This is a genomic window from Rothia amarae, assembly GCF_042677725.1.
Taxonomy (GTDB): Bacteria; Actinomycetota; Actinomycetes; order Actinomycetales; family Micrococcaceae; genus Rothia; species Rothia amarae.
Map to the genome: position 1 here is coordinate 181,542 of NZ_JBHUCN010000009.1, position 22,016 is coordinate 203,557.

The following is a 22,016-nucleotide window of genomic DNA, read 5'->3' on the forward strand; positions in this document are numbered from 1 at the left end:
GGGCTCCTTGAAGTGAGTGAGGGGTTAGGTGTTATCGGTGCTGGAATTCTCTTCAAGGAGGATTTCCGTGCGGTGAAAATTGAGGTAGCTTCGCGACGCCGTCGGCCCGCGTTGACCCTGATAGCGGTTTCCGTAGGCGCCGCTGCCGTAGGGGTGCTCGGTTTCAGAGGTGAGACGGAAAAAGCACAGCTGCCCCACTTTGGAACCTGGCCAGAGCATAATGGGCAGGGTTGCCATGTTGGAAAGTTCGAGGGTCACATGACCGGAAAAACCTGGGTCAATAAAGCCGGCGGTCGAGTGCGTGAGCAACCCCAAACGTCCCAGCGATGATTTACCTTCTAGGCGGGCGGCTATATCCGCAGGAAGAGTGACTTTTTCGTAGGTTGCGCCCAGTACAAATTCGCCGGGATGAAGGATGAATGGCTCATTGGGGTCAACTTCTACCAGGTGGGTGAGCTCCGACTGATCTTTGGAAGGATCAATGTGAGCGTATTTGTGGTTGTCGAAGAGACGGAAAAAACGGTCTATGCGCACGTCAACCGATGCTGGCTGAATCATGGACTCGTCGAATGGTTCTAGGACGATGCGTCCGTCATTGAGTTCTTTGCGAATATCGCGATCTGAAATAAGCACCCTCTAAAACTATCGTATGACGTGCGTGTTCTGTCGGATTTAAAGGCGCTGACGGTTTGTACCAGATAGCGCACACTGTACTGGATACGTTCCTGGTACCTCGTGCGGAATCTGATACAAACCCCGGCGGACGGCATCTAGATCGCCACCGACACCGCCCGCCGCCTACCGCAGTTAGATATCTTGTGCGCGAAAAGATACACTGTAAGGGATGTTTTGTTCAGCAAAGCACCTGCGGCTGTAGCTCAATGGTAGAGCGCACGCTTCCCAAGCCTGATACGCGGGTTCGATTCCCGTCAGCCGCTCTCTTTTCTCTCTGTGGATTTCCCTCACCTGCCCTTATTCTCATGAGCGAACCATTATTCTTTAAAGCAGAACAATCCACTCCCCCTCAAAGGCATTCATGACTCCCCTTGTCCTGTGCACTCTCACCATCATCATCACGCTCGTTGCAAGCGGTATCGCCAAGACGAAAGACCGCGCGAGCACTGCTGCCGCCATCGTTAACCTCAAGTTGGACCGCTGGCTACCCCTTAAATTTGTATCGCGCGTTCTACCCTGGGGTGAGATTGCGCTGGCACTTTGGCTCCTTCTTGTACCGGGTTGGCCCGCTATTTTAGGCGGAATCGCTGCGGTCATTCTTTTTGCCGCTTACTGGATTGTGATTGCCCGCGCGGTTGCCACCGGCAACACAGCCAGCTGCAACTGCTTTGGAAGTGCCTCCGAAGCTCCGGTTTCTCGGTTCACGCTCATCCGTAATACTGCGCTGCTGGGCGCAGCAATTGGTGCACTGGTTGCGGCGGTGCAGACCCGCACCTCTGCGCTCGTCATGCTACTTCATCTCGACGGCGCCGGCTGGCTTTGGATTCTAGGTGCCGTATTTGCTGCTGCTGCGCTGTGGGCAATGTATCGCTCTGAGCTACTCGCTACCCCCGCTGTAGAAGCCGCTCACGAGGTAGCTCCTCAGATGATGCAACCCACTCCTGCCGAGGGCGAGGCGAATGAGGACGACGAGTACGTTCGCCTCCCCATCCCTTATGGCACGTTGGAAACCAACCTGGGTACTCGCTCTTTACGCGAGCTAGCCGAACAGCGTGCGCGAGTTCTCTTCTTCCTCTCTCCCGGCTGCGGCCCCTGCCTTGAGATCATCCCGAAGATTGCAGATTGGCAGAAGCGCCTCCCCATGCTGAGCCTGCACCCGGTAGTTTCTTCTAAGGAGCAAATCGCGCAACTTCACATGCCCGAGGAGATTGAGGTGTGGGTTGACCCCGGCTTCAATACTCAAATCGCATTTGGTCGTGGAACTCCTATGGTGATTGCGCTGGGCATTGATGGACTGTTAGCTGGCGGCCCGGTCTTTGGTAGCCACTTGGTTACAGACTTTATGGACGATTTGCTCTATGAGTTCGACGCCGCCTAAACCGCTAAGATAGTGGGATAACGGTTCGTTGAAAGGAACATATCGTGCGAGAAAAGTCGCTGTGGCAGATTCAAACTGAACGTAATCCGCAACATTCTGACTGGTACATCCAGCGTTTTAAGACAATGCAGGAGGCAGGGCAGGACATCTATGGCGAGGCTCGTCTGATTGATGCAATGGTGTCCCGCAACGCGAAAATCCTGGATGCGGGCTCAGGTCCGGGCCGTTTAGGCACCTACCTCCAGCGCGCCGGACACCAGGTGACCGGCGTCGATATTGACCCCAAACTCATTGCTGAAGCTACCCGCGTGTGCCCCGAAGCTACCTGGATTACGTCTGATTTAACGGATCTTTTGCAGGCACTAGATGTCCCTGAAGTTGCTGAGCTGGGTGAGAGCGGTTTTGACGCGATTGTTTGCGCTGGCAACGTCATGACCTTCTTAGCAGAATCCACCCGCTTACCCGTTCTGAAGAATTTTCGGGCAGTGCTCAAAGCCGACGGACGCGCGGTCGTAGGATTCGGCGGCGGGCGCGGTTACGACTTTGAGCAGTTTTTTGCCGATGTATCTGCTGCAGGGCTGCAGATTGAGCAAACTTTCTCTACCTGGGATCTGCGCCCGTTTGCAACTGATTCGAACTTTCTAGTGGCAGTGTTGACCCGCTAGGTTCTAACTCCAAAGGATATTGAACTGGCGCAGGGTTTCTTCCGGAAGCAGTGCCCCGGCGGCGAGTACTATCAAGACAATCAACGAGACGATGGAAACGGCAGCGGACTTCCACCCGGGATGTAGCTCGTTGAAAGTCACCAGCCCGGGGTGCTGCTTGTTCATTTGCACTACGTTGATTCGCGGATAAACAACAGTTTGATCGGAGATATCGGCTGCGATGCGTCGCATCGTTTTGCCGTCCCAAATTCGACCGTCGAGGCGGAATACTTTTTTGCCCGCCGCGTTGAGCGCCCACATCGCAGGAATTCCCTTGTGGCGCAGCGATTTAGCGCCGCCGTCTGGAAGGTTCATGGATTTTTTGGACGCGAGCCGCTCGGCAAACACCGTTTGGCTGATGTTGGCAAGGGGAACGACATTCCATCCTATGGTTCTGCCCCGCAGCAGGTGGGTGGAGGTGCGCACCACGATGTTCGGTTTCAGAACCGAGTAAATCGCAAACGCCGCAACAATCACCACCACAATCAAAATTATGGTGTAGGGCAGAGCAAACCGGCGCCTGGTCAGCAAAAAGATAATTGCCAGTATGACGAGCGTCGGTGGGATCGATGCAAAAATCCTACGGTGGTAGCTGTGGATGCGGGGGTGGTATGTCCCCTGAGCTTCCCCATATTTTTCAGGGACCTGATAAACGTGTTCTGCCATATGTTTATCTTAGGGGGCACGATGCGCCTGTCGTTACGATATAAGCCGCGTGTTCTATGTGGGCTAAATTGGTAGCATGCGTTTTTCTTCTCGAGTGGACCGGATACTCGCTACCTGGGCGGTTGCCATATTGTGTGCAGTAATCATTGCGCTGGTGGCACTGGCACTAATCAACAGAACCGTCTACAACCCGGCGGGGCAAGTAAGCCAATATTTTGCTGCGGTTCGAGAGGGAAATGGCGAGCGAGCGTTGGGGATTCTCGGTGCTACCGTGCCGGAATCTAACGGAGCGATGCTCGACGGCGATGCGTTGCGGGCGTCGATGGCGCAGCTGAAAGATCTAGAAGTTGCTCAAACTCAGTACAGTGACGATGGCTCCCACGCGGTAGTGACAGTTTCTTATACACTCGATGGGCAGCCTCAAACCACCGATTTTCAGTTGAGTAAGGTGGGCTCGCACTGGGGTGTTTTTGACCAGTGGCATATCGATACCAAAGAACTCCCCGTGGTCAACGTTGCGTCGTCGGGTGATTCAGCTGCTACTCTGAATAACCAGAAGGTCGCTGTTGACCAGGGCAAGAGGGCTTTCGCCGTCACTTATCCGGGCGAGTTTACTGCCACCTATGAGTCAGCGCTCTATTCAGCTAAGCCGCAGACCGCTCAGGTGGTGTCAGCAGATCAGAAGCCGCAAACGCTCAGTATCGAGTTGGTGCCCAGCGAGACGGCTCAGAATTCTATTGTCTACAGCATTAAATCCCAGCTCGATCAGTGCGCTATCCAAAGCAGTCTGTACCCGGCGGGATGCCCCTTTGAATACGATTTCACCGGCAGAGTCCAGGGCGATGTTAAGTGGTCTATCGAGAAATACCCCGAACCCCAAGCCAAGCTGGCTCCTGAGGGAAAGTGGGTTCTGCCCGATTCGCAGGGAACCGCAAAAGTATCTTTCACCCAGCTTGATTTATTGACTGGTAAAACATCACAGGTCAATGACACGGTGAATTTCATCTACTCAGGCACACTAGAAACTACAGATACCGATGTCACTGTGCACCCGGTTTCTCATTAGTTTTAGAGAGGGTATTCCCTTCTAAGCTACAGCGATAGAGCCAAAGCGGCGGTAGAACTTCTTACATATGTTCCACCGCCGCTTTGTTACCGGGGTACACCTCAGCAGTGACGTTTAGCTATTCACACCGCGCAAATCGAGGGTGAGCTCGGTTTCATCGCTGGCATTTCCTGTTACTTTGACGGGAATACCCCAGTCTTGCTGGTAGAGATGGCAGGCAGCGTGGTCGGGGATTTCCCCGCCAGGCTCGCCATCGCAGGCTGCAGCGCGAGCGGTAATGTGCAAAACCGCCTCGGTAATTTCGGGGTTGAGCTTAAGCGAGCGGGTGAGCCCCTGACTGGTTCCTGCACCTTCCACGATGAATTCTTCAGGAGTGGAGGAGACCTTCAGCTGAGTAGGATCACCCCAGCGGTAATCAAGTTTCTGCCCGCTGGGTGCAGTAAATCGGGACACCAGCTCCAAGGTTTCCCCGGCTAGCTGAGTAGCGGGACGTGCCGTCTGTGATGCACCCTCGTTCACCTTTTGAGCCTTCTCTGGCAGGTTAACTCGTACCAGCTGGTGGGCGTTAGCTTCAACGACGACGAGTCGGGTTCCGCCGTCCTCGGTCGGCTCACACAAGACATCTGAGGGCTCATCAAAACCTCGGGCAAGGGTGGTAAGTTCTCCTGTTGCCGGGTCAAAACGGCGAATGGCGCCATTGTAAGTATCGGCTACAGCAACCGACTGATCCGGCAGAACCGTAACTCCTAGGCAGTGCTGCATGCGCGCCTGTTCGGCGTCGCCATCGACGAATCCAAAGTCAAAAAGACCTCGCCCCACGGCGGTAGATACTTGCATGGTATCGCCTTCGAAGCTGATAGAACGCAGGGCAGAAGTTTCAGAGTCCGCAACCCATAGAGTGCCGTCGGCTGCTTCTGCAAGACCAGAGGACTGCGCGAACCATGATGCATCGGCAGCTCCATCTTTCAGCCCCTCAGCACCGGTACCGGCAAAGACCTTAACCTGACCGCTGACCGGCTCAAAGCTAAAGATCTGGTGGGTTCCTGCCATCGCGATAATGAATTTTTCGGCGCGGGAAGACCACAGAATGTCCCAGGGGGAAGACAGCGCAACGGTCAGCGGATCGGCGCCGTCCACAATTTCGTTGGGATCCGCATTGCGAACGTTTTGCCCATCAATCAGTCGCTGCACTCCGCTACCTGCCAGCGTGGTGACGGTACCGCTTGCCAGGTGCAGCCCTCGCAAACGGTGGTTCACCGAGTCAGCTACGACGACGTCGTAACCCAGTTTCTCGCGCAATTCGGCAGGTACGAGAGCAAGTCCCTGAGGTTCGTTAAAGCGAGCGGCAGTAGCGCCGCCGTCCGCCCAGCCCTTTTCGGGACCGCCAAAGGTTGCCAGAGCGGTCTCGAAATCATCCTTGACCTGTACCAGACGATGGCGTGCGGTATCGGTCACCAAGAAAGAACGCTCGCCGTCGGCAAATTCTACGGGGAGTTCCACCGCTTTACCGGGAAACGCGAAAGTACCCTCTGGCTTGGGGCGGGGAACGTAGGGGCCGTCGCCGCGGTGCAAAGTACCCTTCTGCTCGTGCTCTTCGGCAAGTTCACGAACCAGGGAAATCAGACCTTGAACATGTCCCTCCCCCGAAAGGTGCGCCACAATGTACCCTTCAGGGTCAATGACCACCAAGGTAGGCCACGCGCGCGCCGTATACGCCTGCCAGGTGGTCAGTTCGGGGTCATCCAAAATCGGGTGCTGAATATCGTAGCGATCAACCGCAGCAGCAAGTGCCTTGGGATCTGCCTCATGTTCAAACTTCGGAGAGTGAACGCCCACGGTCACCAAAATATCGGAGAATTCTTCTTCCAGCGGGCGCAACTCATCCAACACGTGCAGGCAGTTGATGCAGCATAAAGTCCAGAAATCAAGCACCACAATTTTGCCGCGCAGGGCTTCTAAGTCTAGATTTTTCCCACCGGTGTTGAGCCAGCCTCGGCCCACCAGTTCTGAGGCGCGAACGCGCGGCGAACGAATTGATTCAGTCATCTATAGCTCCTAGAAAATGATGAGAAGAGGATAGTTGTCTCTATTGGTTAGAGTACAACCCGGTTGGGTCTGCCCCAAGTTACCTTTCGAAGAGCGAAATATGAAGTTTTTCTACCTTCACCCCAGCGCAGTTCTCCGCGGCTCCCCTCGGCATTTAGCCGCGACATGAACGTGTCTTACGTATTTGCGTTGTAAAGTTACTGTGGCTGATTTTGATCGCCACTACTTTTTAGCGCTGAAAGGTCGATCATGACAGAACACACAACACCGGTAGCTCAGGCTGAGCGGCAACTTTCGCGTTCGCTCAAACCGCGTCATCTTTCGATGATCGCCCTCGGCGGTGCCATCGGGGCGGGCCTCCTTGTGGCGTCCTCCACCGCGATTGTGACGGCAGGCCCGGCGGTTATTCTCTCCTACGCCATTGCAGGACTAGTGCTGACTTTGGTGATGCGTATGCTGGGCGAAATGGCATCGGCGTCTCCCGAGACAGGCTCATTTGAGGCATACGCCAACCGTTTTATCGGTCGATGGGCTGGATTTAGCGTCGGGTGGCTCTACTGGTGGTTCTGGGCAGTAACCGTAGCGATTGAGGCAACGGCGGCTGCAACCATTGTGCATCAGTGGTCCCCTGCCATTCCTCAGTGGGCAGCTGCAGGCGTTCTTGTTTTGCTCATGATGGTGCTGAACCTTGTCACCGTTCGTACCTATGGTGAAGCAGAGTTTTGGTTCTCGTCCGTCAAGATTGGCGCTATTCTGGCGGTAATTCTCACCGGTGTACTCGCTTTGCTGGGCATTATTCCTAACACCCCTGCAACAGTTTCCAATTTGACGGCGGGGGGCGGATTCTTCGCCAACGGTATCGGCGCGGTGTTCACCGCCGTCCTTGCCGTTATTTTCTCCATGTTTGGAGCCGAAATTGTGACGGTAGCCGCCGGAGAATCTGAGCACCCGCAGGCGGCAGTCACGAAGGCAGTCAACGCCGTCGTTTTCCGTATTCTATTCTTCTTTATCGGCGCGGTTGGAATCACTATCATGGTGGTTCCTTGGACCTCGATGACCTCCGGGCACTCTCCCTTTGTCACACTTTTTGAGGTGCTGGGCATCCCCTACGCGGGCGTTATCATGAACGTCGTGGTCTTCACCGCGCTCGTTTCCTGCTTGAACGCGGCGCTGTATAGCTCATCCCGCATGCTCTTTGCGATGGGTCGAAACGGCAATGCACCCGCCCTTTTTGGCAGGGTATCTGGCGTCAAGAGCCCGTGGAGCGCCGTCATCTTTTCGTCGCTGATTGGGTTGGCATCGGTACTACTCAATTACTTCATGCCAGAAGCCGTTTTCGCGCTGTTGGTCAATTCCACCGGCGCCATCGGTATTTTTGTGTGGCTCATCATCGCCGTCTCGCAATTGCGCTCCCGCAAGGTTTTGGCTGCACAGGGAATCAATGTGTTGAAACAACCCGGCGTTTTGAAGATGTGGCTTTTCCCTTACCTGAACTGGGCAATGATTCTCGCTCTCGGCGCGCTTCTGGTCTTCATGGCGGTGACCGAAAGCCACCGGGTTGAGGTGCTTATTTCGACGGCGGTCGCGGCGGTCGTCGTGGTGCTCGGTGTGTTGAATGCACGACGGCAGGCGAAGGGTTAGCCTCCCAGCAGCTTTTCGTACACCCAAAATGTTGAATGCTCATCCAATATTCTCAGCATTCAACGTTTTGGGTGTACTTGAAACCTAATTTCCTGCCCCTCGCCCTCTACCTTCTCCGTTCATCCCGTTCGTTGAGGTCAAGGAACATGTCGTTGTAGGCGTTGAGCTCGGCGTCGCCATCGCGTTCTTCCTTGCGGTCAAAACGGCGCTGAACCTTCTTATCGTTCTGTGCCCAGAGCACGCCGACCATGACCGCAATAATCATGGTTGGAATTTCGCCGATGCCCCACATCAGGGATCCGCCCAGCTTCTGGTCATCGATGGCGGAAAGTCCCCAGGGGCGGCCGAGATTACCGAACCAGGACGCTGCCAGTAGGGTGTCCATACTCATCATGGCGATGCCTACGAAGGCGTGATAACCCAGGGTTGCAATAAGCATAATGAGCCGGAAGGGGTAGCCGGGACGGTTAGGAATGGGGTCGATACCAATCAGAACCAGCGAGAAGATGTAGCCGGTGATGAGGAAGTGCAGAATCATGAACTCATGGCCCACATGGTACTTGAGAACGAAGTTCAGCATGGGGGTGAAATATACGACCACAATCGAACCAGCGAAGTTCACCGCGGCGAAGATGGGGTTAGTAATAACCTTTGACCACCCTGAATGTACCAGTCGCAGAATCCACTCCCGGGGACCGCGGGTGCCGTCCTGCCTAGGTTCAAGCGCCATCAAAAGCAGGGTGACGGGCGCACCTAACACTAGGAAAATGGGCACGATCATTGTGAGCGACATATGTTCAACCATGTGAGCCGAGAACAGCACGCGACCGTAGACCGCGAGCGCGCCCGAAGTCACGTAGTTGAGCAAGAAGAGACCTACGAACCATGAGAGCAGCCGTACTATCGGCCACTGCCCGCCTGCTCGTTTCACTTTTACGAAAGCCCAGAGGTAAGCAAAAGCTAGGAAGAGAATAACCGCTACCCAGAACCAGTCAAAACGCCACTGGGTAAACCATTCGGCGCGATGCGGCTCAGGGGGCATGTCGTACCAGGTGATAATGCGTACCGGTGAGGCATCTTCAGAGAGTGTCTCAGGTACCGGCGGTGGGGTACGCGAGAGCGATACCGCTAGCCCGCTGGTAGCACCCATGAGTACGATTTCCACGAGAATTGCCGTCCATAGACCGCGAATGAGCCCGACTTCGCCGCGTTGCATTCCCGGGATGAGGCTCATGCGGTGCAGCGCGCCGATTGCGCCGAGGACGAGAGTCAGCATCAACTTTGCGATGACCAGTTGTCCGTAGGATGTCGTGAAAATTTCATCCCAGCTATTCATGCGCACTGATGCGTTGACGATGCCCGAAAGAGTCACCAGCACAAAACCGCCGAGTGCCAGAACCGAATAGCGGCGCAGGACAACTACCGCCATTGGCGCACGACGCTCGGTAGCTGATTCGCTGCCGCGCGCAGATTCGGTGAGGGTACCGCTGCCGGCGTCTTGGGCCGAAACCTGGCGGGAGATATAGGCCAGCGCGATGAGACCACCACACCAGAGCGCTACGCCTAGGAGGTGCAGTCCAAGAGAGTTGACCGCTCCCATGTGGTCGTCTCCGCCTGAGGAGTGCCCGCCCAACGCCATGGAGACCAGCGCAATCATGGAAAGCACCAGGGTGAGGAAGAGTCCCATCAGCGAGCGAACACCAAAAATAAGGGTCGCCACAACTGCCGCCACGATGACCGTGGTTGCTTGTTGTTTTCCGGAGTCAATCGTGGTGATGTAACTGGTAAGTTCCGATGTGTATGCGCTGGTGAGGCTTACCGGTCGCCCAGAAATATCGGCGTAGGCAAGAATAAGCACGCAGAGCGCCAGAATGGTCCAGGCAACTGCCATAGCGGCGCCGAAATTCAGCAAAGAAACAAACGGTGGATATTCGTCACGTTCCAAGTTCTTCTGCCGTTGTTCTGCACTGTATTTGTGCGCCATGTTGATGCGATTTTTTCGCCAGGTGGAATCGCTAAAACGAGGAACAATTCCGATTGCAAAAAGAAGGGAGCCCATCACCGAAATCATGGTGAAGTTGTGCAGAGTTTCGGCTACGGGCAGGCTCCATCGCACGAACCTTCCGGCGTCGGCCAGGTCGGTTGCCGCATTGATGCCGAGCAGTGCCAAGGTAACCAGCAGGAAGGTGAGGGCGGCAAAAGGAAATGCCCATACCCACTGACGGCTCAGACCGCGCTTGTTCTCAGGCACGGTTTCACCGGCAGACGCCGCGCGGCTGCGCCCCGACGGTGCCGAAGTGGTGGAGGGTGTTGGTTTCATAGCCATAATATTCCTGATGCGTTATATACGCTGTTGTGGGGTTTTCGAACGAGTCTAGGCGAAAAGCTTCTCGCCAATGAACCCTCCGGGTTGGCATCCGCCGGGTATCGCAAAAACTGCCGACCCAATGGGCACCGTCCAGGTATTGAGCATATCGAGTTCGGCTAGACGCCGCTGGATGGGCACAAATTGTTTAACGGGGTCTGCCTGATAGGAGGCGAAGATTAGCCCAGAATTAGAGACTCCCCCGTGGGTTTGCCCGTGCTCGGAGAATCCTGACGCATCGTTGACGGGCATGTCGTAATTATATCCCCGCCGCAAAATGTGCTCTTCGGGTTTTTGGGCGGAGGCTCGACGGATATGTGCATAGGGGGCAATAACGTTGAATCCCAGCTCGTTTGTTGCCGAGAGGTCTGCGACGTCGTGCTCGTTAGTTCCCGTCAGCGGCGCGCCGTTGGTGAGTTTGCGTCCTACTGCGTCTTCACGCGCCGGGCGGTCTGCCTGATCCCAGGTATCTAAGTTCATGTGGATGCGGCGGATAATTACCGACGTCCCGCCATCTTCCCAGGGGGTGAGAGAATCGGCTTCTCCCCACACATACTCATTCATGGTGCCCGCCTCGGTGGTGGGGTTGACGGTGCCGTCTACCTGCCCAAAAAGATTACGCATGGTTTGTCCGGGTTTCTCTGACCCATATGCTCGGCGGAAACCCTCTTGCACCCAGCGAACCCGCCCAAAAGAACGCACGTCCTTGAGAAGCATTCGCTGAGCGTGAGCGAGGGTGAGGCGATCGTCCGCGCAGAATTGCAGGAGCAAATCGCCGTCATTCCACTGCTGCTGAAGTTGGTCAATTTTTTCAAATGCCGGCAGCGGTTGCAGCCAGGAGGGCTTCTTCACACCAGCAATTTCAAAGATTCTTTCGCCAAATCCCAGAGTTACGGTCAGAGAGGCAGCAACCTGGGCAAGTTCAGGTTCTTGGTCCACCACAGGTGCTTTACCTTCGGTGAGGTGCGCGGCGTCATCGGTGAGAATTCTGAGCAACCGCTCCAGACCATCTTTATCTATGCCGTTGTTGAGATCAACAGCAACGAAAGAGGCATAGGTTGGTGCCGGGGTTTCAATCCCCGCCTGGCGCGATCCAAAAAAAGGTACGCGCTGACCTATCAGCGGTGGCTGGGCTTCATCTTTCGGTTGGGATTTCTGCGCGGATTGAAGGGCCGTTTGAGTACCCAAAGTAGCGGCTACTCCCACCCCCAAACCTACGGTACCGGCGACGACGGCGCGTCGGCTAGCGCCTGCCAGCGGGGTTGACGATGCGCTGGCTTGGGCTGAGTGTTGCTCAGCCTTGGCGGTTTCAGAAAATGAATTTTCAGTACCCTGAAGCGGTTGTTCAGAATGACTCATGATGCGCTCACGTTCTCACGTTCAAAGGCGATTAGGGAGAATCAAAATGCTGCTAGGAGCAGGTGGGCATGGCTGATGCAGATTCGGAGGAACCGTGCATCGAGTGGCCCATGTTCATCTGAGAATCCATGCTTGCGGAGGAAGAGGCTTGTTCACCGGGCGCATATTCTTCTTTAGCACCAGAATAGTCGCGTGCTTGCCCCTCGAACTCATAAGATTTCCCTTGGTCATCTTTGAGGGTTATTTTTACCGTGTGACCTGCAGGGATAGAGCATTTCATGTCCATGAGCATGATGTGATTTCCACCGGGTTCTAGCTTGAAAGTCTCCCCCGGTTCGATGGTCATCGAATCAACCTGTTTCATGGTGGTGGTACCGGTCTTCGGATCGATTTCGGTGGTGTGTAGCTGAGTCATATCACTCACCGAAGATTCGGCGCTGACCAGCTTGATTGCTTTGTCGCTGTGATTGGTAACATCGCCAAATGCCGCCGTCATCTCCCCCTGCCCCGCTTTGACCCAGGCTTGGGTAAATTCGAGGTCAGATTTTTCGTTTGACGCGGAGGCAGAAACAGAAGGAGAGGAGTTGTCCGCCGCGTTATCGCTTGATGTGCAGCCTGACAGCGCAAGACTTCCCAAAGCAAGCAGGGAGAGGGCCGGGGCAATAATTTTGTTGTTCATGTTCAACATGGTGTGTTTTTTCCTTGAAGTTCAAAGGGCAGCGCACTATGGCGTCTGCAAAGTATGAGAGCGTAGGTACGCCAGAAAAAGCTTTCATAAGAAAGCTGAAGAAACGGGAAATTACCGCTGAGGACGGCGGGTCTTGGCAATAAGGGCAACAATTGCGCCAATAGCTACTAGACCTGCGAGCACAAAGAGTCCAAGCTTGACCACACCGTTAGATTCTGTCGTCTGTTCGGTAGCCTCAGAAGTACTTTCTGCAGGCTGCGAAGCTGAAGCGCTCGAAGATTCCTGGGCACCCTCCCCCACGGTCAACTCATAGGAGCCCTGGATGGGGTGGCCGTCCGAGGAGACCACACGCCAGGTCACGGTGTAGGTATCATCGTTAGTCCCATGACCTGCGATTTTCTGAACCACGGTTTTGCCCTTAACGGCGGGTGCACCGTTGGTTACCTCTTTACCTTCAGAGTCGGTTACCCGAACCTGAGTAGCACCCTCGACTTGGGTGAGTTCGCCGCTATAGGTAAGTTCAATGTCCTGAGGGGCTTCCTGCAGTGAGGAATTCTGTTCAGGAATAGAGGAGACCAGCTCGTCGTGTGCTTGAGCGGGACCCATGAGCCCCAATCCCAGAATGGCTAGGGAAGACGCCGTTGCTACCCGCAGCGAAGTCGAAAGAGAAGATGAGCGGGTGAAACTGGTGAAAACTTTTTTCATGATGAGTCCTTAAACAAGATAGTTAGTGCAGGGTTGAGAAAGAAGCAATAACTATCGGAGGACCGCGCACCACTCTGACATCAGAGAGTACCTGTTGAATCTGCGAAATAGCCGACGGGCGCTGCGCCATTAGCTTCGGTAACCGGGGAATCATCGGCAGAGCGGGCAGAACAAACCATGCTCGCAGCTCACGTCTAAAGGCATGCTCAATCTTTTCGCTGAGCTGTTCACCTCGGCGAAGCATCAGAAAAGTAATAAGAGCGGCGCCCAAATGCAAGACAACCATTTGCCACGATAGATCGTGGTGCTGCGCCATCGCAGGGTGACCCAACGCAGCCCCTGCCGGCAACCCGTGGTGGGCGTGAGCAGCTGAAACCTGAGCCACGCTATCGGTGCTCATATAGAGAAAGTGCAGCAAACTCTGGGAAAGAATTACCGAAGCCGCCATGCCCAGTCGAGGTAGACGGCGCCCAGCAAGTGCTACACAAACGAGCGCTGAAAGCGCCGTGCAGAGTAACCAGAGCAGAGGATGCGGGAGATTCCCCCCGGCGAGACCGTGCGACGCCGCGCCCAAAATATTAGCGCCAGCGGCAACAATCCAACCACGAATCAGGCGGTCTGAACGCGATAGAGCCGGTTTTCTCGGCCCCTTGAGAATAGTTGAGACTGGGGCGGTGCGCCCAAGCGTTGAACTACGCATAGTGCACCCTCTCCTCTCAACAAAGTAACCTGTGGGTTTAATACCGGCAGATTATTAAAGTTTAGCGGACTCCCCGGCATTCTTCGCTACCGCGACCCCGTGCGTTCGCTACGCTCCAGCACCACACCGCTGTTATGTGAATACAAAAAAGGGAGCCACCTGAGGTGACTCCCTTTTCTCAGTCGAGCTGAGAAAGTCTGTTACAAGAAAATTACTTCTTGTTGGAGACTGCTGCCTTCAGCTTGGAACCAGCGGTCAGCTTAACGCCGTGACCAGCCGGAATCTGAATGGTTTCGCCAGTCTGAGGATTGCGACCGGTGCGTGCTGCACGATCGGTGCGCTCGATTGCCATCCAACCGGGGATGGTGATCTTCTCGCCCTTGGAAACTGAAGATTCGAAAACCTGGAACAGTGCGTCAAGAACGCCGTTCACTGCTGCCTGGCTGGTGCCAGCCTTTTCTGCAACCTCTGCGACGAGTTCGCTACGGTTCTTAGCCATTAGATGCCCCTCCTGAGACTTTATGTTTATCTAGGCGACTAGCCTATTTGATAAGGCTAATCGTTCTAGCCAAACCTTACCAGCTTGACTTGGTGATGCCGGGCAATTCGCCGCGGTGTGCCATCTGACGGAAACGAACACGTGAGATGCCAAATTTCTGGAAGGTACCACGGGGGCGGCCGTCAATCTGGTCACGGTTACGAACGCGAACAGGTGAAGCGTTACGAGGAAGCTTCTGCAAGCCGAGGCGTGCTGCCTCGCGCTCTTCAGGAGAAGCGTTTTCGTCGACTAGGGTCTTCTTCAGCGCAAGGCGCTTTTCTGCGTAGCGTGCAACGATTTCTTTGCGCTGCTCGTTACGAGCGATCTTTGACTTCTTAGCCATGACTTATCGCTCCTCTCGGAATTCTACGTGCTTACGAACAACGGGATCATACTTCTTCAGAGTCATACGATCGGGGTTGTTACGGCGGTTCTTACGAGTTACATAGGTGTAACCGGTACCCGCAGTGGACTTGAGCTTGATGATAGGACGTACGTCCTTGGTCTTTGAAGCCATGATTAGATCTTCTCCCCGCGTGCGATGATGCTTGCAACTACAGCGTCAATGCCACGTGCATCAATAACTTTGATGCCCTTTGCAGAAACGTTAAGGGTTACAGAGCGGCGCAGTGAGGGAACCCAGTAGCGCTTCTTCTGAATGTTCGGGTCGAATCGACGCTTGTTACGGCGATGCGAGTGGGAAATGCTGTGTCCAAAGCCGGGAACAGCTCCGGTCACCTGGCAGACTGCTGCCATAGTTTTCTCCTCCATTTGTTGACGAAATGACGGTGCGCGGTGGGTGCACACTTGTTTTTTCACAAGCGGCTTGCGTCCCGTCACCAAGGTAGAGCACCGGGTTATTCTCCGGGCTAGAGTGTTTGAGACTCAGCTTGGGTGAGAAGACAAGCCAAATCCCTGCCCGCGGGATAACGGTGAATAATTCAAGGTGTCGAGAGGTGTTGCCACCAATGCGACAGCCTTAAATACTAGGTAAATACAGGCTTTCTTGCAACCTAAGCGCCGGTTTAATACCGCTCATATCACAGGGAACTCTCTCGAAGTTCAGTGATACCGCAGAGAACCGGTCTTGGGCGCAGAAACGCAAAACCAGAGCCAAGCATATCAGAGATATGGCGTTTTTCCTTGATTTTTCAGGGTTTAAGTGACCTTTAACCCTTAACTTTTTCTTTGCGGTTTAAGCGTGCCCGCAAAGGATTTTTCCCCTAAATTACATCGGTGCAATTTATGGTGTGACTTTAACGGCTTAATCCTTAAAACTTCAGGACGCCCCTGTCATATCCCCGAATTCCGCAGGCAGTCATTCTATTGCTCTACTTCAAAACGGGTCAGTTCGGGGTACTTCGGTGAGATACCGTCGCCCGAGCTCGTTCCGCGGATGCGGCGTCCAACCCAGGGCACCACAAATTCGCGCGCCCATCGTGCATCATCGCGCACTTTTTGCATACGAGTCGGACGGGCGTTGAGAATATCTAATGGCATGGTGAGTGCATCGGGTTCAAGCGAGACTGACTGGTCGCTCAAAACGTCTAAGACCTTTCGAGCCATTTTGATATGGCCACGAGTATTAAGATGCAGCCGGTCCGGCGCAAAGTAGACGGGATGAGCGAATTCCCGCATACGCCAAAAATCAACGATGTGCACCCCATTCTCGTCCGCAACTTCGCGGAGAAGTTCATTGTAAAGGGCAGTTTTAGGGCGGGTGGATTTGAAGGCGTTGAAATCTCGTACGTCCATACCGGTGAACGTGAATACTTCAATCCCCTCAGCGCGAAGGGCTGCGAAGGCCTTTCCCTTGCGCTCCAAAAGCTGATCAAGTTTAGTGCTGGGGCGCAAAATATCATTGCCTCCGCCATAAAAGCTGACCAGGTTAGGTTTGAGATCAACCGCAGCTTGAACTTGCTCGTCTATGATCTGATCCAAGAGCCGTCCACGAATCGCAAGATTGGCATAGAGCGCCTCAGAATCTGCCAACATGAACTGTTCCGCCACACGGTCCGCCCAACCACGCACCCCGTTAGGGCGGTCGGCGTCGATATCGCCTACCCCTTCGGTAAACGAATCGCCGATAGCTACATAGCGGATGGAGAACTCATTATTTAAGATAGACATACTTCAACTTTCTCAACGAGGTTTATTCCATCTTTTCATAAAGAGGGGTGAGCAAAAGCGCGGGGTCCAGTATGCGCTCCCTCACCTGCGGTTGTGAGCGAGTTGGCTCAGCTCTCCGCTCGTCCCCGTTTCCAGTACCCCATGAACGAGATATTGCCCTTATCTAGCCCCGCATCGTTAACGCAGATGCGTCGCAGCGTCTTAATAACCGCCGACTCTCCGGCGATAAACACGTAATAATCACTGTCTTCATCCGCTAATCCCCACACGATTTCTTCGTCCGTCACTTGTTCGATGACTCGGTACTGGATGTTGAGTTTAACGTCGAGGATTTCACGCAACATGCGGTAGAGTTCTTCGCCTCTGACCGATGACGCACCGTTGCACCCGCGGGGAAGCCAGCGCACAGTGACATGTGGGAATGCGGTTGCGGCATCGGCAATATCAGCTATTTCCGGCGTCATAATATCGCCCTCGCCAGGCACTTCCAACAAGATATCTGCCCGCGTATTGCGGTCCAAAGTGCGCACGATAGAAAGTGCCGCAGGTACAGCGGTTTCGTCCGCAAGCACCAAGATTTTCGACGCTTTACCCGGGTTCCAAGAGCTCCATAGGTTATTGCCGCGCATAGGAGCGAGGAAAGAGATAGAGTCCCCCACCTGCGCCTGGTTAGCCCAGGTAGCACCGGGGCCCATCTCTCCAGCAGAATCGGCATGAAGCACAAAGTCGATATCGATTTCAGGTACGATGTCGGAGGGGTATTCACGGTCTAATACCGAGAGGTCGGCATCTGCAGCCGGTCTGAACTGAGTAGCCGGCGGGGATATCGCATCAGCAGGTATAAGCCGGGAATTACGCACAGTATAGGTTCGCATCCAACCGCGTTCATCCGTAGGCTGAGCAAACCACTGTGCGCGCCAGTTATCTTCGAGCACAATGTCGGTGGGCTGGGAGCTACCTGCCGGCGGTATGAACAGCTTGATGTAAGCGTCAACCACGTCCCCGGTGCCTTCGGAAATTTCTTCTGCTGCGTGATGTAGTGAAGGTCCGGCCAGAGAGATGCGCACGTAATGCTCGGTGAGCTGTCGTACCCCTGTCACGACCACGGGGAACAATCCAAACTGATGAATCACCGATTGTCTGTGCGTACGTAGCTTATTCATTAGAGTTGTCCTCTCGATCGGCTTCACTCATTGCTTGGCCGGCGTTTGCTTTTGAGAACCCTCCGCGGGCAACACGGGCGTGAGGAACCACTACGGGGGCGCCGCTCTTTTCCGGATCGTGCACCGAAGCTTTCAAACCGAACACGCGATGTAGGTTTTCACTGGTCATAACGGATTCTGCCTTGCCAGCACATGCGATTTCGCCGTCTTTCATGGCAATCAGGTGGTGGGCGACTCGTGCAGCCAGGTTAAGCTCGTGAAGCACGAGAACCATAGTAGTTCCCCGCTCCTCATTGAGGTCGGACAGCAAGTCCAGCAGGTCTACTTGATGGGCAAGGTCCAGATAGGTAGTGGGCTCATCGAGGAGCAAAATATCGGTCTGTTGGGCAAGTGCCATGGCAATCCATACGCGCTGGCGTTGACCACCGGATAATTCGCTGACTGAACGTTCTGCTAAACCCATGGTGTTGGTGGCTTCAAGTGCCCAGGCGACCGCTTCGTCGTCTTCAGCGGTATTGCGTTTGAAAACTCCCTGATAGGGGTATCGGCCGCGAGAAACCAGGTCCGCCACGGTGATGCCGTCAGGGGCAATGGGGCTCTGCGGGAGTAGTCCAACCATCCGAGCAAATTCTTTACCGGGGAATGTGTGAATGTTCTTTCCATCGAGGGTAATTTCGCCAGAAGAAGGCTTGAGCAAACGAGAAATACCGCGCAATAGTGTAGATTTTCCACACCCGTTGGGGCCGATAATTGCGGTAATTTTTCCCGCGGGAATGGCAAGGGAGAGGTCTTTGACAATCGTTCGAGTGCCGTAGCCGAGGTCGACATGTTCGATGCGCAGTTCGCGGTAAGTGCAGGCGGTCATGAGCGACCTTCTTTCTGAGATTGGACCAGTAACCAGATGAGGATGGGAGCGCCAAATGCGCCGGTCAAGACGCCGACGGGCATCGCGCCACTTGGAATGAAGTTGGCGGCTATGAAGTCCGCAAAGACTACAATGATTGCGCCCACGAGTGCCGACGCAGTCAGCGAATGCCGTCCGCCAATCAGCCGGCGCGCAATGGGCCCCGATACAAAAGCGACGAACGCAATAGGGCCGCTGGCGGCAGTGGCAACAGCTGCCAGTAAAACACCCAGCACGATATAGAGCCATCGAGTAATCGTCACGTTCAGTCCCAGGCTTTGAGCGAGTTCTTCACCCACAGCTAGGGCGTGAAGCTGCCGTTGGAAAAGCATCACAGCAGGGAAAATCAGGCACAGCGCAATGAGCAGAATCAGAATGCGTTCCCAGTTCGCTACTGACAGCGAACCGGTCATCCAGACCATCGCAGACTGGGCGGAATTGATGTCAATCCGAGTCAGCAGATAGTTCACCACCGCATTGCCCAAAGCAGCGACTCCTATGCCCATGAGGATAAAGCGGTTGCCCACTCCCCCGTGCCCTGCGGCAAGCACCATAATAAGAATGGCAAGTGCAAGAGAAAAGGCAACTGCAAGAAAAGAGATTTCAAAACCAGTTGACCCCCAGAATACGATGCCTAATACCGCTCCCAGCGAGGCACCGGAGCTGATGCCGATAATATCTGGTGAAGCCAGCGGGTTACGGAGCAACAACTGAAAAATAGCCCCGGCACATCCAAAAGCAAGGCCGGTCAACGTTCCCAAAACCGCCCGGGGCAGCTTATCGGAGAGCACAATATAACGAGCTCCACGAGCACCTTCAATAGAGCCGCCCTGCAAGATGGTAATAAAATCGGGAAAAGTCACCGTGTACGTTCCCAGGAGCACACGAACGAGAAAGACCGCTACCAATGTCACCGCTAAGCCGACAATGATGAGGCGGGGGCGACGTCGTCCGTCCGCGCGTAGTTTCGCTACGCGATCAACGGGTGTCAGCTCAGTTGCACCTTGCGACATCAAAGTTCCACCGCCTTCTTGGTTCGTACCAGGTAGATGAAGACCGGCACACCAATGACAACCATGGTGACCCCCACCTGTATTTCTTCAGGGGGCATAATAACCCTGCCAACGGTGTCTGCAACGATGAGAAGTGCCGCACCAAAGAGTGCGGATAGCGGAATGATAGCGCGATAGTCGGGCCCGACGAGCGCGCGCAAAGCATGCGGCGCCATCAGGCCAAGGAATGCAATGGGTCCGCACATTGAGGTGGCAGTTCCGCTTAGAAGCGTAATGCCGATAAAGATGATGAAGCGTTTGAGCACCACGTTTTCACCGAGTGCTGTGGCCATGTCATCGCCGAGTGCAAAGTTATTGATGGAGCGGGCTCCCAGCCCAATAATTAGTGCCCCTGCAATCAGCAGAAAGACACAGGGGAAGAACTCCTCCATTGAGCTACCGGCGACAGAACCCAGCTGCCATTTGCGCAAAGAATCCAAAGCATTGCTGAAGTTAAGAATCAGCGCCGAGGTAAGGGAGCCTAAACCTGCGGAAATAGCGGCGCCCATGAGCGCCAATTTGACGGGGGTTGCGCCGTCGCGGCCCACACTCGCTAAACCGTAAACCAGCACCGAGGTAATGCCTGCCCCGATAAAGGCGAGCCCCGCCATCCCGGTTGAAGAGTTGATTCCCAGTAGAGAAATTCCCACCACGACGGCAAATGCGGCACCGGCGTTCACCCCGAGAATACCCGGGTCGCCGAGGGGGTTGCGGGTGACACCCTGCATGCCTGCACCGGCAAGCGCCAGCGCCGCCCCGATGGTTCCAGCCCACAGCGTGCGCACACTGCGCTGGTCAAGAACAGCCTCGGTCATGGCAGGTAAGTCTGCGTGAGTAAAGTAATTCCACACTGTATTCACACCAACATCGCGTGTTCCCCAGAAGATAGAGGAAACCACTACGAGCGCCAGAAGAACCACAAGAGCCGCAGTCACCGCTAGGGTTCTTTGCCGCCGGGTATGTGGTTTTTCTCGGGCAGTGTGTGCCAGCGAGGTGGACATAAAAATCCTTGATCAATAAACGCCCAAAGCTGCCCGGGGCAATCGCCGCGAGCAGCCTTGGAGGGGTGTGAAAAGTTAGGATGCTTTCTTGGTGTTCTCAACAGCCTTGGACATGTTCTCGAGGATGGGAGTTTCCTCGACAGCCCAGACGAGCGAGAGCGGTGAAGCTGCGGAAAGCGCCAAACCAGCAGTCTTGTCAGCTTCGAAGACGACGGCGTCGTGCTTCATCGCTGGCATCTGCGCAAAGAGGTCGTTGGACTTGACCTTTTCGATGTCGCCCTCTGCATTGACCCATGCCCATACGGCGTCGGCTTCGACGGAGTCGATAACTTCAGCGGAAATATCGAGGAAAAAGGCCTTGGAATCCTTTTCTTTGTCCTTCATGTAGGATGCCTGTTCCATGCCAATCATGGAGAAGAAGCGGGGGCGGGTGTCCTGGGAGGTGTATGCGCCGAAGGTGTTCTTTTCGGTGTCAAAAGCGCCCGAGAGGAAGGTTGCACCCTGCAGGTTCTCGTATTCGGCGCCCTTTTCTTTGAGCTTCGCTTCGGTGTCTTCGATGAGCTTCTTTGCCTCATCTTCTTTCTTCAGCATTTTGCCCGCCATTTCAACGGTTTGCTGCCATGAAGCTGCCCAGGAACCTACACCCTCAGGTGCGGGAACAACGGGGGCGATGCCCTTGAGCTTGTCGTAGATTTCCTGGCTCATGTCGCCGTAGGGGCAGAAGATCGCGTCGGGTTCAAGCTTTGCGAGTTCTTCGTAATTGGGGCCGTCGGTCTCGTCATAGCGAACGGGCTGTTTGCCACCGAGTTCTTCGAGTTTTTTGTCGAACCAGGGGGTGGACTGGTTCTCGTTACCACCCCATGCCACGACGGGCGTACCTGCAGGTACTACGCCTAGAGCTAGTACGGCGTCGGGGTTCTGCCAGTTCTGCACGATGGCGATTTTCTGGGGTACGGCATCAAATTTAGTCTCACCGAAAGCGTGCTTGATGGTGTAGGGCTCGGTAGAGGCGGAAGCGCTGGAATCGGATGCATCTTTGGATCCGGTTGAGCAGCCTGCGAGGAGTCCGGCGGCAGCGGTGGCTGCAGCGGCTTTGAGGAAAGCTCCGCGTGAAAGTGAAACCATGAGACAGTTCTCCAAAATCTAGTGGGGACCGCCCCACTGCCTGTTTAAGTTAGGTGTGCCTAAGCACCTCCCTAGAATATGCGAATTTTGGGGGCTCTACCAACTTATTG

At 54.8% G+C, this 22,016-nt stretch carries 22 protein-coding genes and 1 tRNA gene; 5 read left to right on the forward strand and 18 right to left on the reverse strand.

Annotated features, from left to right (window positions below; genetic code table 11):
* Positions 1-24: 24 nt before the first annotated feature.
* A complete protein-coding gene (gene dcd / locus ACFR81_RS05645; protein WP_145175720.1) occupies positions 25-633 on the reverse strand; it encodes a dCTP deaminase in 609 nt (202 codons plus the stop codon).
* 234 nt (positions 634-867) lie between these two features.
* On the opposite strand from dcd, the gene ACFR81_RS05650 reads away from it, so the two are divergent.
* The 3 genes from ACFR81_RS05650 to ACFR81_RS05660 all read left to right on the forward strand — a co-directional run bounded on the left by ACFR81_RS05650 (position 868) and on the right by ACFR81_RS05660 (position 2,718).
* A tRNA-Gly gene (locus ACFR81_RS05650) sits at positions 868-938 on the forward strand.
* 98 nt (positions 939-1,036) lie between these two features.
* Positions 1,037-2,053: a MauE/DoxX family redox-associated membrane protein gene (locus ACFR81_RS05655; protein WP_343876106.1), complete on the forward strand. Its 1,017-nt coding sequence runs from the start codon at positions 1,037-1,039 to the stop codon at positions 2,051-2,053.
* 41 nt (positions 2,054-2,094) lie between these two features.
* On the forward strand, positions 2,095-2,718 hold the full coding sequence (locus ACFR81_RS05660; protein ID WP_377148668.1) for a class I SAM-dependent methyltransferase: 624 nt from the start codon (positions 2,095-2,097) through the stop codon (positions 2,716-2,718).
* A gap of 3 nt (positions 2,719-2,721) precedes the next feature.
* Here ACFR81_RS05660 and ACFR81_RS05665 read toward each other — a convergent pair whose 3' ends face one another.
* Positions 2,722-3,423 carry a hypothetical protein gene (locus tag ACFR81_RS05665; RefSeq protein ID WP_343876104.1) on the reverse strand — a complete coding sequence of 234 codons (702 nt, stop codon included), beginning with the start codon at positions 3,421-3,423 and terminating at the stop codon, positions 2,722-2,724.
* Positions 3,424-3,499: 76 nt separating this feature from the next.
* Between ACFR81_RS05665 and ACFR81_RS05670 the strand changes: the two genes are divergently transcribed.
* On the forward strand, positions 3,500-4,489 hold the full coding sequence (locus ACFR81_RS05670; RefSeq protein WP_145175731.1) for a zinc ribbon domain-containing protein: 990 nt from the start codon (positions 3,500-3,502) through the stop codon (positions 4,487-4,489).
* A gap of 114 nt (positions 4,490-4,603) precedes the next feature.
* On the opposite strand, the gene ACFR81_RS05675 is transcribed toward ACFR81_RS05670, so the two are convergent.
* Positions 4,604-6,535 (reverse strand): NHL domain-containing thioredoxin family protein, encoded by a 1,932-nt coding sequence (locus ACFR81_RS05675; RefSeq protein WP_343876103.1) that lies wholly within the window; start codon positions 6,533-6,535, stop codon positions 4,604-4,606.
* A gap of 249 nt (positions 6,536-6,784) precedes the next feature.
* Here ACFR81_RS05675 and ACFR81_RS05680 point away from each other — a divergent pair, with 249 nt between their 5' ends.
* Positions 6,785-8,176 (forward strand): amino acid permease, encoded by a 1,392-nt coding sequence (locus ACFR81_RS05680; RefSeq protein WP_343876102.1) that lies wholly within the window; start codon positions 6,785-6,787, stop codon positions 8,174-8,176.
* Between the two features lie 106 nt (positions 8,177-8,282).
* Here ACFR81_RS05680 and ACFR81_RS05685 read toward each other — a convergent pair whose 3' ends face one another.
* The 15 genes from ACFR81_RS05685 to ACFR81_RS05755 all read right to left on the reverse strand — a co-directional run bounded on the left by ACFR81_RS05685 (position 8,283) and on the right by ACFR81_RS05755 (position 21,906).
* A complete protein-coding gene (locus ACFR81_RS05685; RefSeq protein WP_343876101.1) occupies positions 8,283-10,496 on the reverse strand; it encodes a bifunctional copper resistance protein CopD/cytochrome c oxidase assembly protein in 2,214 nt (737 codons plus the stop codon).
* A 54-nt stretch (positions 10,497-10,550) separates the two neighbouring features.
* On the reverse strand, positions 10,551-11,900 hold the full coding sequence (locus ACFR81_RS05690; RefSeq protein ID WP_083147182.1) for a Dyp-type peroxidase: 1,350 nt from the start codon (positions 11,898-11,900) through the stop codon (positions 10,551-10,553).
* A 52-nt stretch (positions 11,901-11,952) separates the two neighbouring features.
* On the reverse strand, positions 11,953-12,588 hold the full coding sequence (locus ACFR81_RS05695; RefSeq protein ID WP_068169949.1) for a copper chaperone PCu(A)C: 636 nt from the start codon (positions 12,586-12,588) through the stop codon (positions 11,953-11,955).
* 111 nt (positions 12,589-12,699) lie between these two features.
* On the reverse strand, positions 12,700-13,293 hold the full coding sequence (locus ACFR81_RS05700; RefSeq protein WP_068169952.1) for a copper resistance CopC family protein: 594 nt from the start codon (positions 13,291-13,293) through the stop codon (positions 12,700-12,702).
* Between the two features lie 22 nt (positions 13,294-13,315).
* Positions 13,316-13,993 carry a hypothetical protein gene (locus ACFR81_RS05705; RefSeq protein WP_083147183.1) on the reverse strand — a complete coding sequence of 226 codons (678 nt, stop codon included), beginning with the start codon at positions 13,991-13,993 and terminating at the stop codon, positions 13,316-13,318.
* Between the two features lie 211 nt (positions 13,994-14,204).
* Complete coding sequence (locus ACFR81_RS05710) at positions 14,205-14,492, reverse strand: HU family DNA-binding protein (RefSeq protein ID WP_068169956.1); 288 nt, start codon at positions 14,490-14,492, stop codon at positions 14,205-14,207.
* Between the two features lie 76 nt (positions 14,493-14,568).
* Positions 14,569-14,874 carry a 30S ribosomal protein S14 gene (gene rpsN / locus ACFR81_RS05715; protein ID WP_068169958.1) on the reverse strand — a complete coding sequence of 102 codons (306 nt, stop codon included), beginning with the start codon at positions 14,872-14,874 and terminating at the stop codon, positions 14,569-14,571.
* 3 nt (positions 14,875-14,877) lie between these two features.
* Positions 14,878-15,048 (reverse strand): 50S ribosomal protein L33, encoded by a 171-nt coding sequence (rpmG, locus tag ACFR81_RS05720; protein WP_145175751.1) that lies wholly within the window; start codon positions 15,046-15,048, stop codon positions 14,878-14,880.
* 2 nt (positions 15,049-15,050) lie between these two features.
* Positions 15,051-15,287, reverse strand: a complete 237-nt coding sequence (rpmB, locus tag ACFR81_RS05725) for a 50S ribosomal protein L28 (RefSeq protein ID WP_068169964.1) — start codon at positions 15,285-15,287, stop codon at positions 15,051-15,053.
* 567 nt (positions 15,288-15,854) lie between these two features.
* Positions 15,855-16,661 carry an SGNH/GDSL hydrolase family protein gene (locus tag ACFR81_RS05730; protein WP_068169967.1) on the reverse strand — a complete coding sequence of 269 codons (807 nt, stop codon included), beginning with the start codon at positions 16,659-16,661 and terminating at the stop codon, positions 15,855-15,857.
* 107 nt (positions 16,662-16,768) lie between these two features.
* A complete protein-coding gene (locus ACFR81_RS05735; protein ID WP_145175754.1) occupies positions 16,769-17,824 on the reverse strand; it encodes a siderophore-interacting protein in 1,056 nt (351 codons plus the stop codon).
* On the reverse strand, positions 17,817-18,689 hold the full coding sequence (locus ACFR81_RS05740; RefSeq protein WP_145175757.1) for an ABC transporter ATP-binding protein: 873 nt from the start codon (positions 18,687-18,689) through the stop codon (positions 17,817-17,819). The genes ACFR81_RS05735 and ACFR81_RS05740 overlap by 8 nt, the downstream gene beginning before the upstream one ends.
* Positions 18,686-19,741, reverse strand: coding sequence for a FecCD family ABC transporter permease (locus ACFR81_RS05745; RefSeq protein ID WP_343876100.1), 1,056 nt, complete (start codon positions 19,739-19,741; stop codon positions 18,686-18,688). Before ACFR81_RS05745 ends, ACFR81_RS05740 begins: the two co-directional genes overlap by 4 nt.
* Complete coding sequence (locus ACFR81_RS05750; protein WP_343876099.1) at positions 19,741-20,781, reverse strand: FecCD family ABC transporter permease; 1,041 nt, start codon at positions 20,779-20,781, stop codon at positions 19,741-19,743. The genes ACFR81_RS05745 and ACFR81_RS05750 overlap by 1 nt, the downstream gene beginning before the upstream one ends.
* Positions 20,782-20,856: 75 nt before the next feature.
* Positions 20,857-21,906: an ABC transporter substrate-binding protein gene (locus ACFR81_RS05755; protein ID WP_068169976.1), complete on the reverse strand. Its 1,050-nt coding sequence runs from the start codon at positions 21,904-21,906 to the stop codon at positions 20,857-20,859.
* Positions 21,907-22,016: the final 110 nt, after the last annotated feature.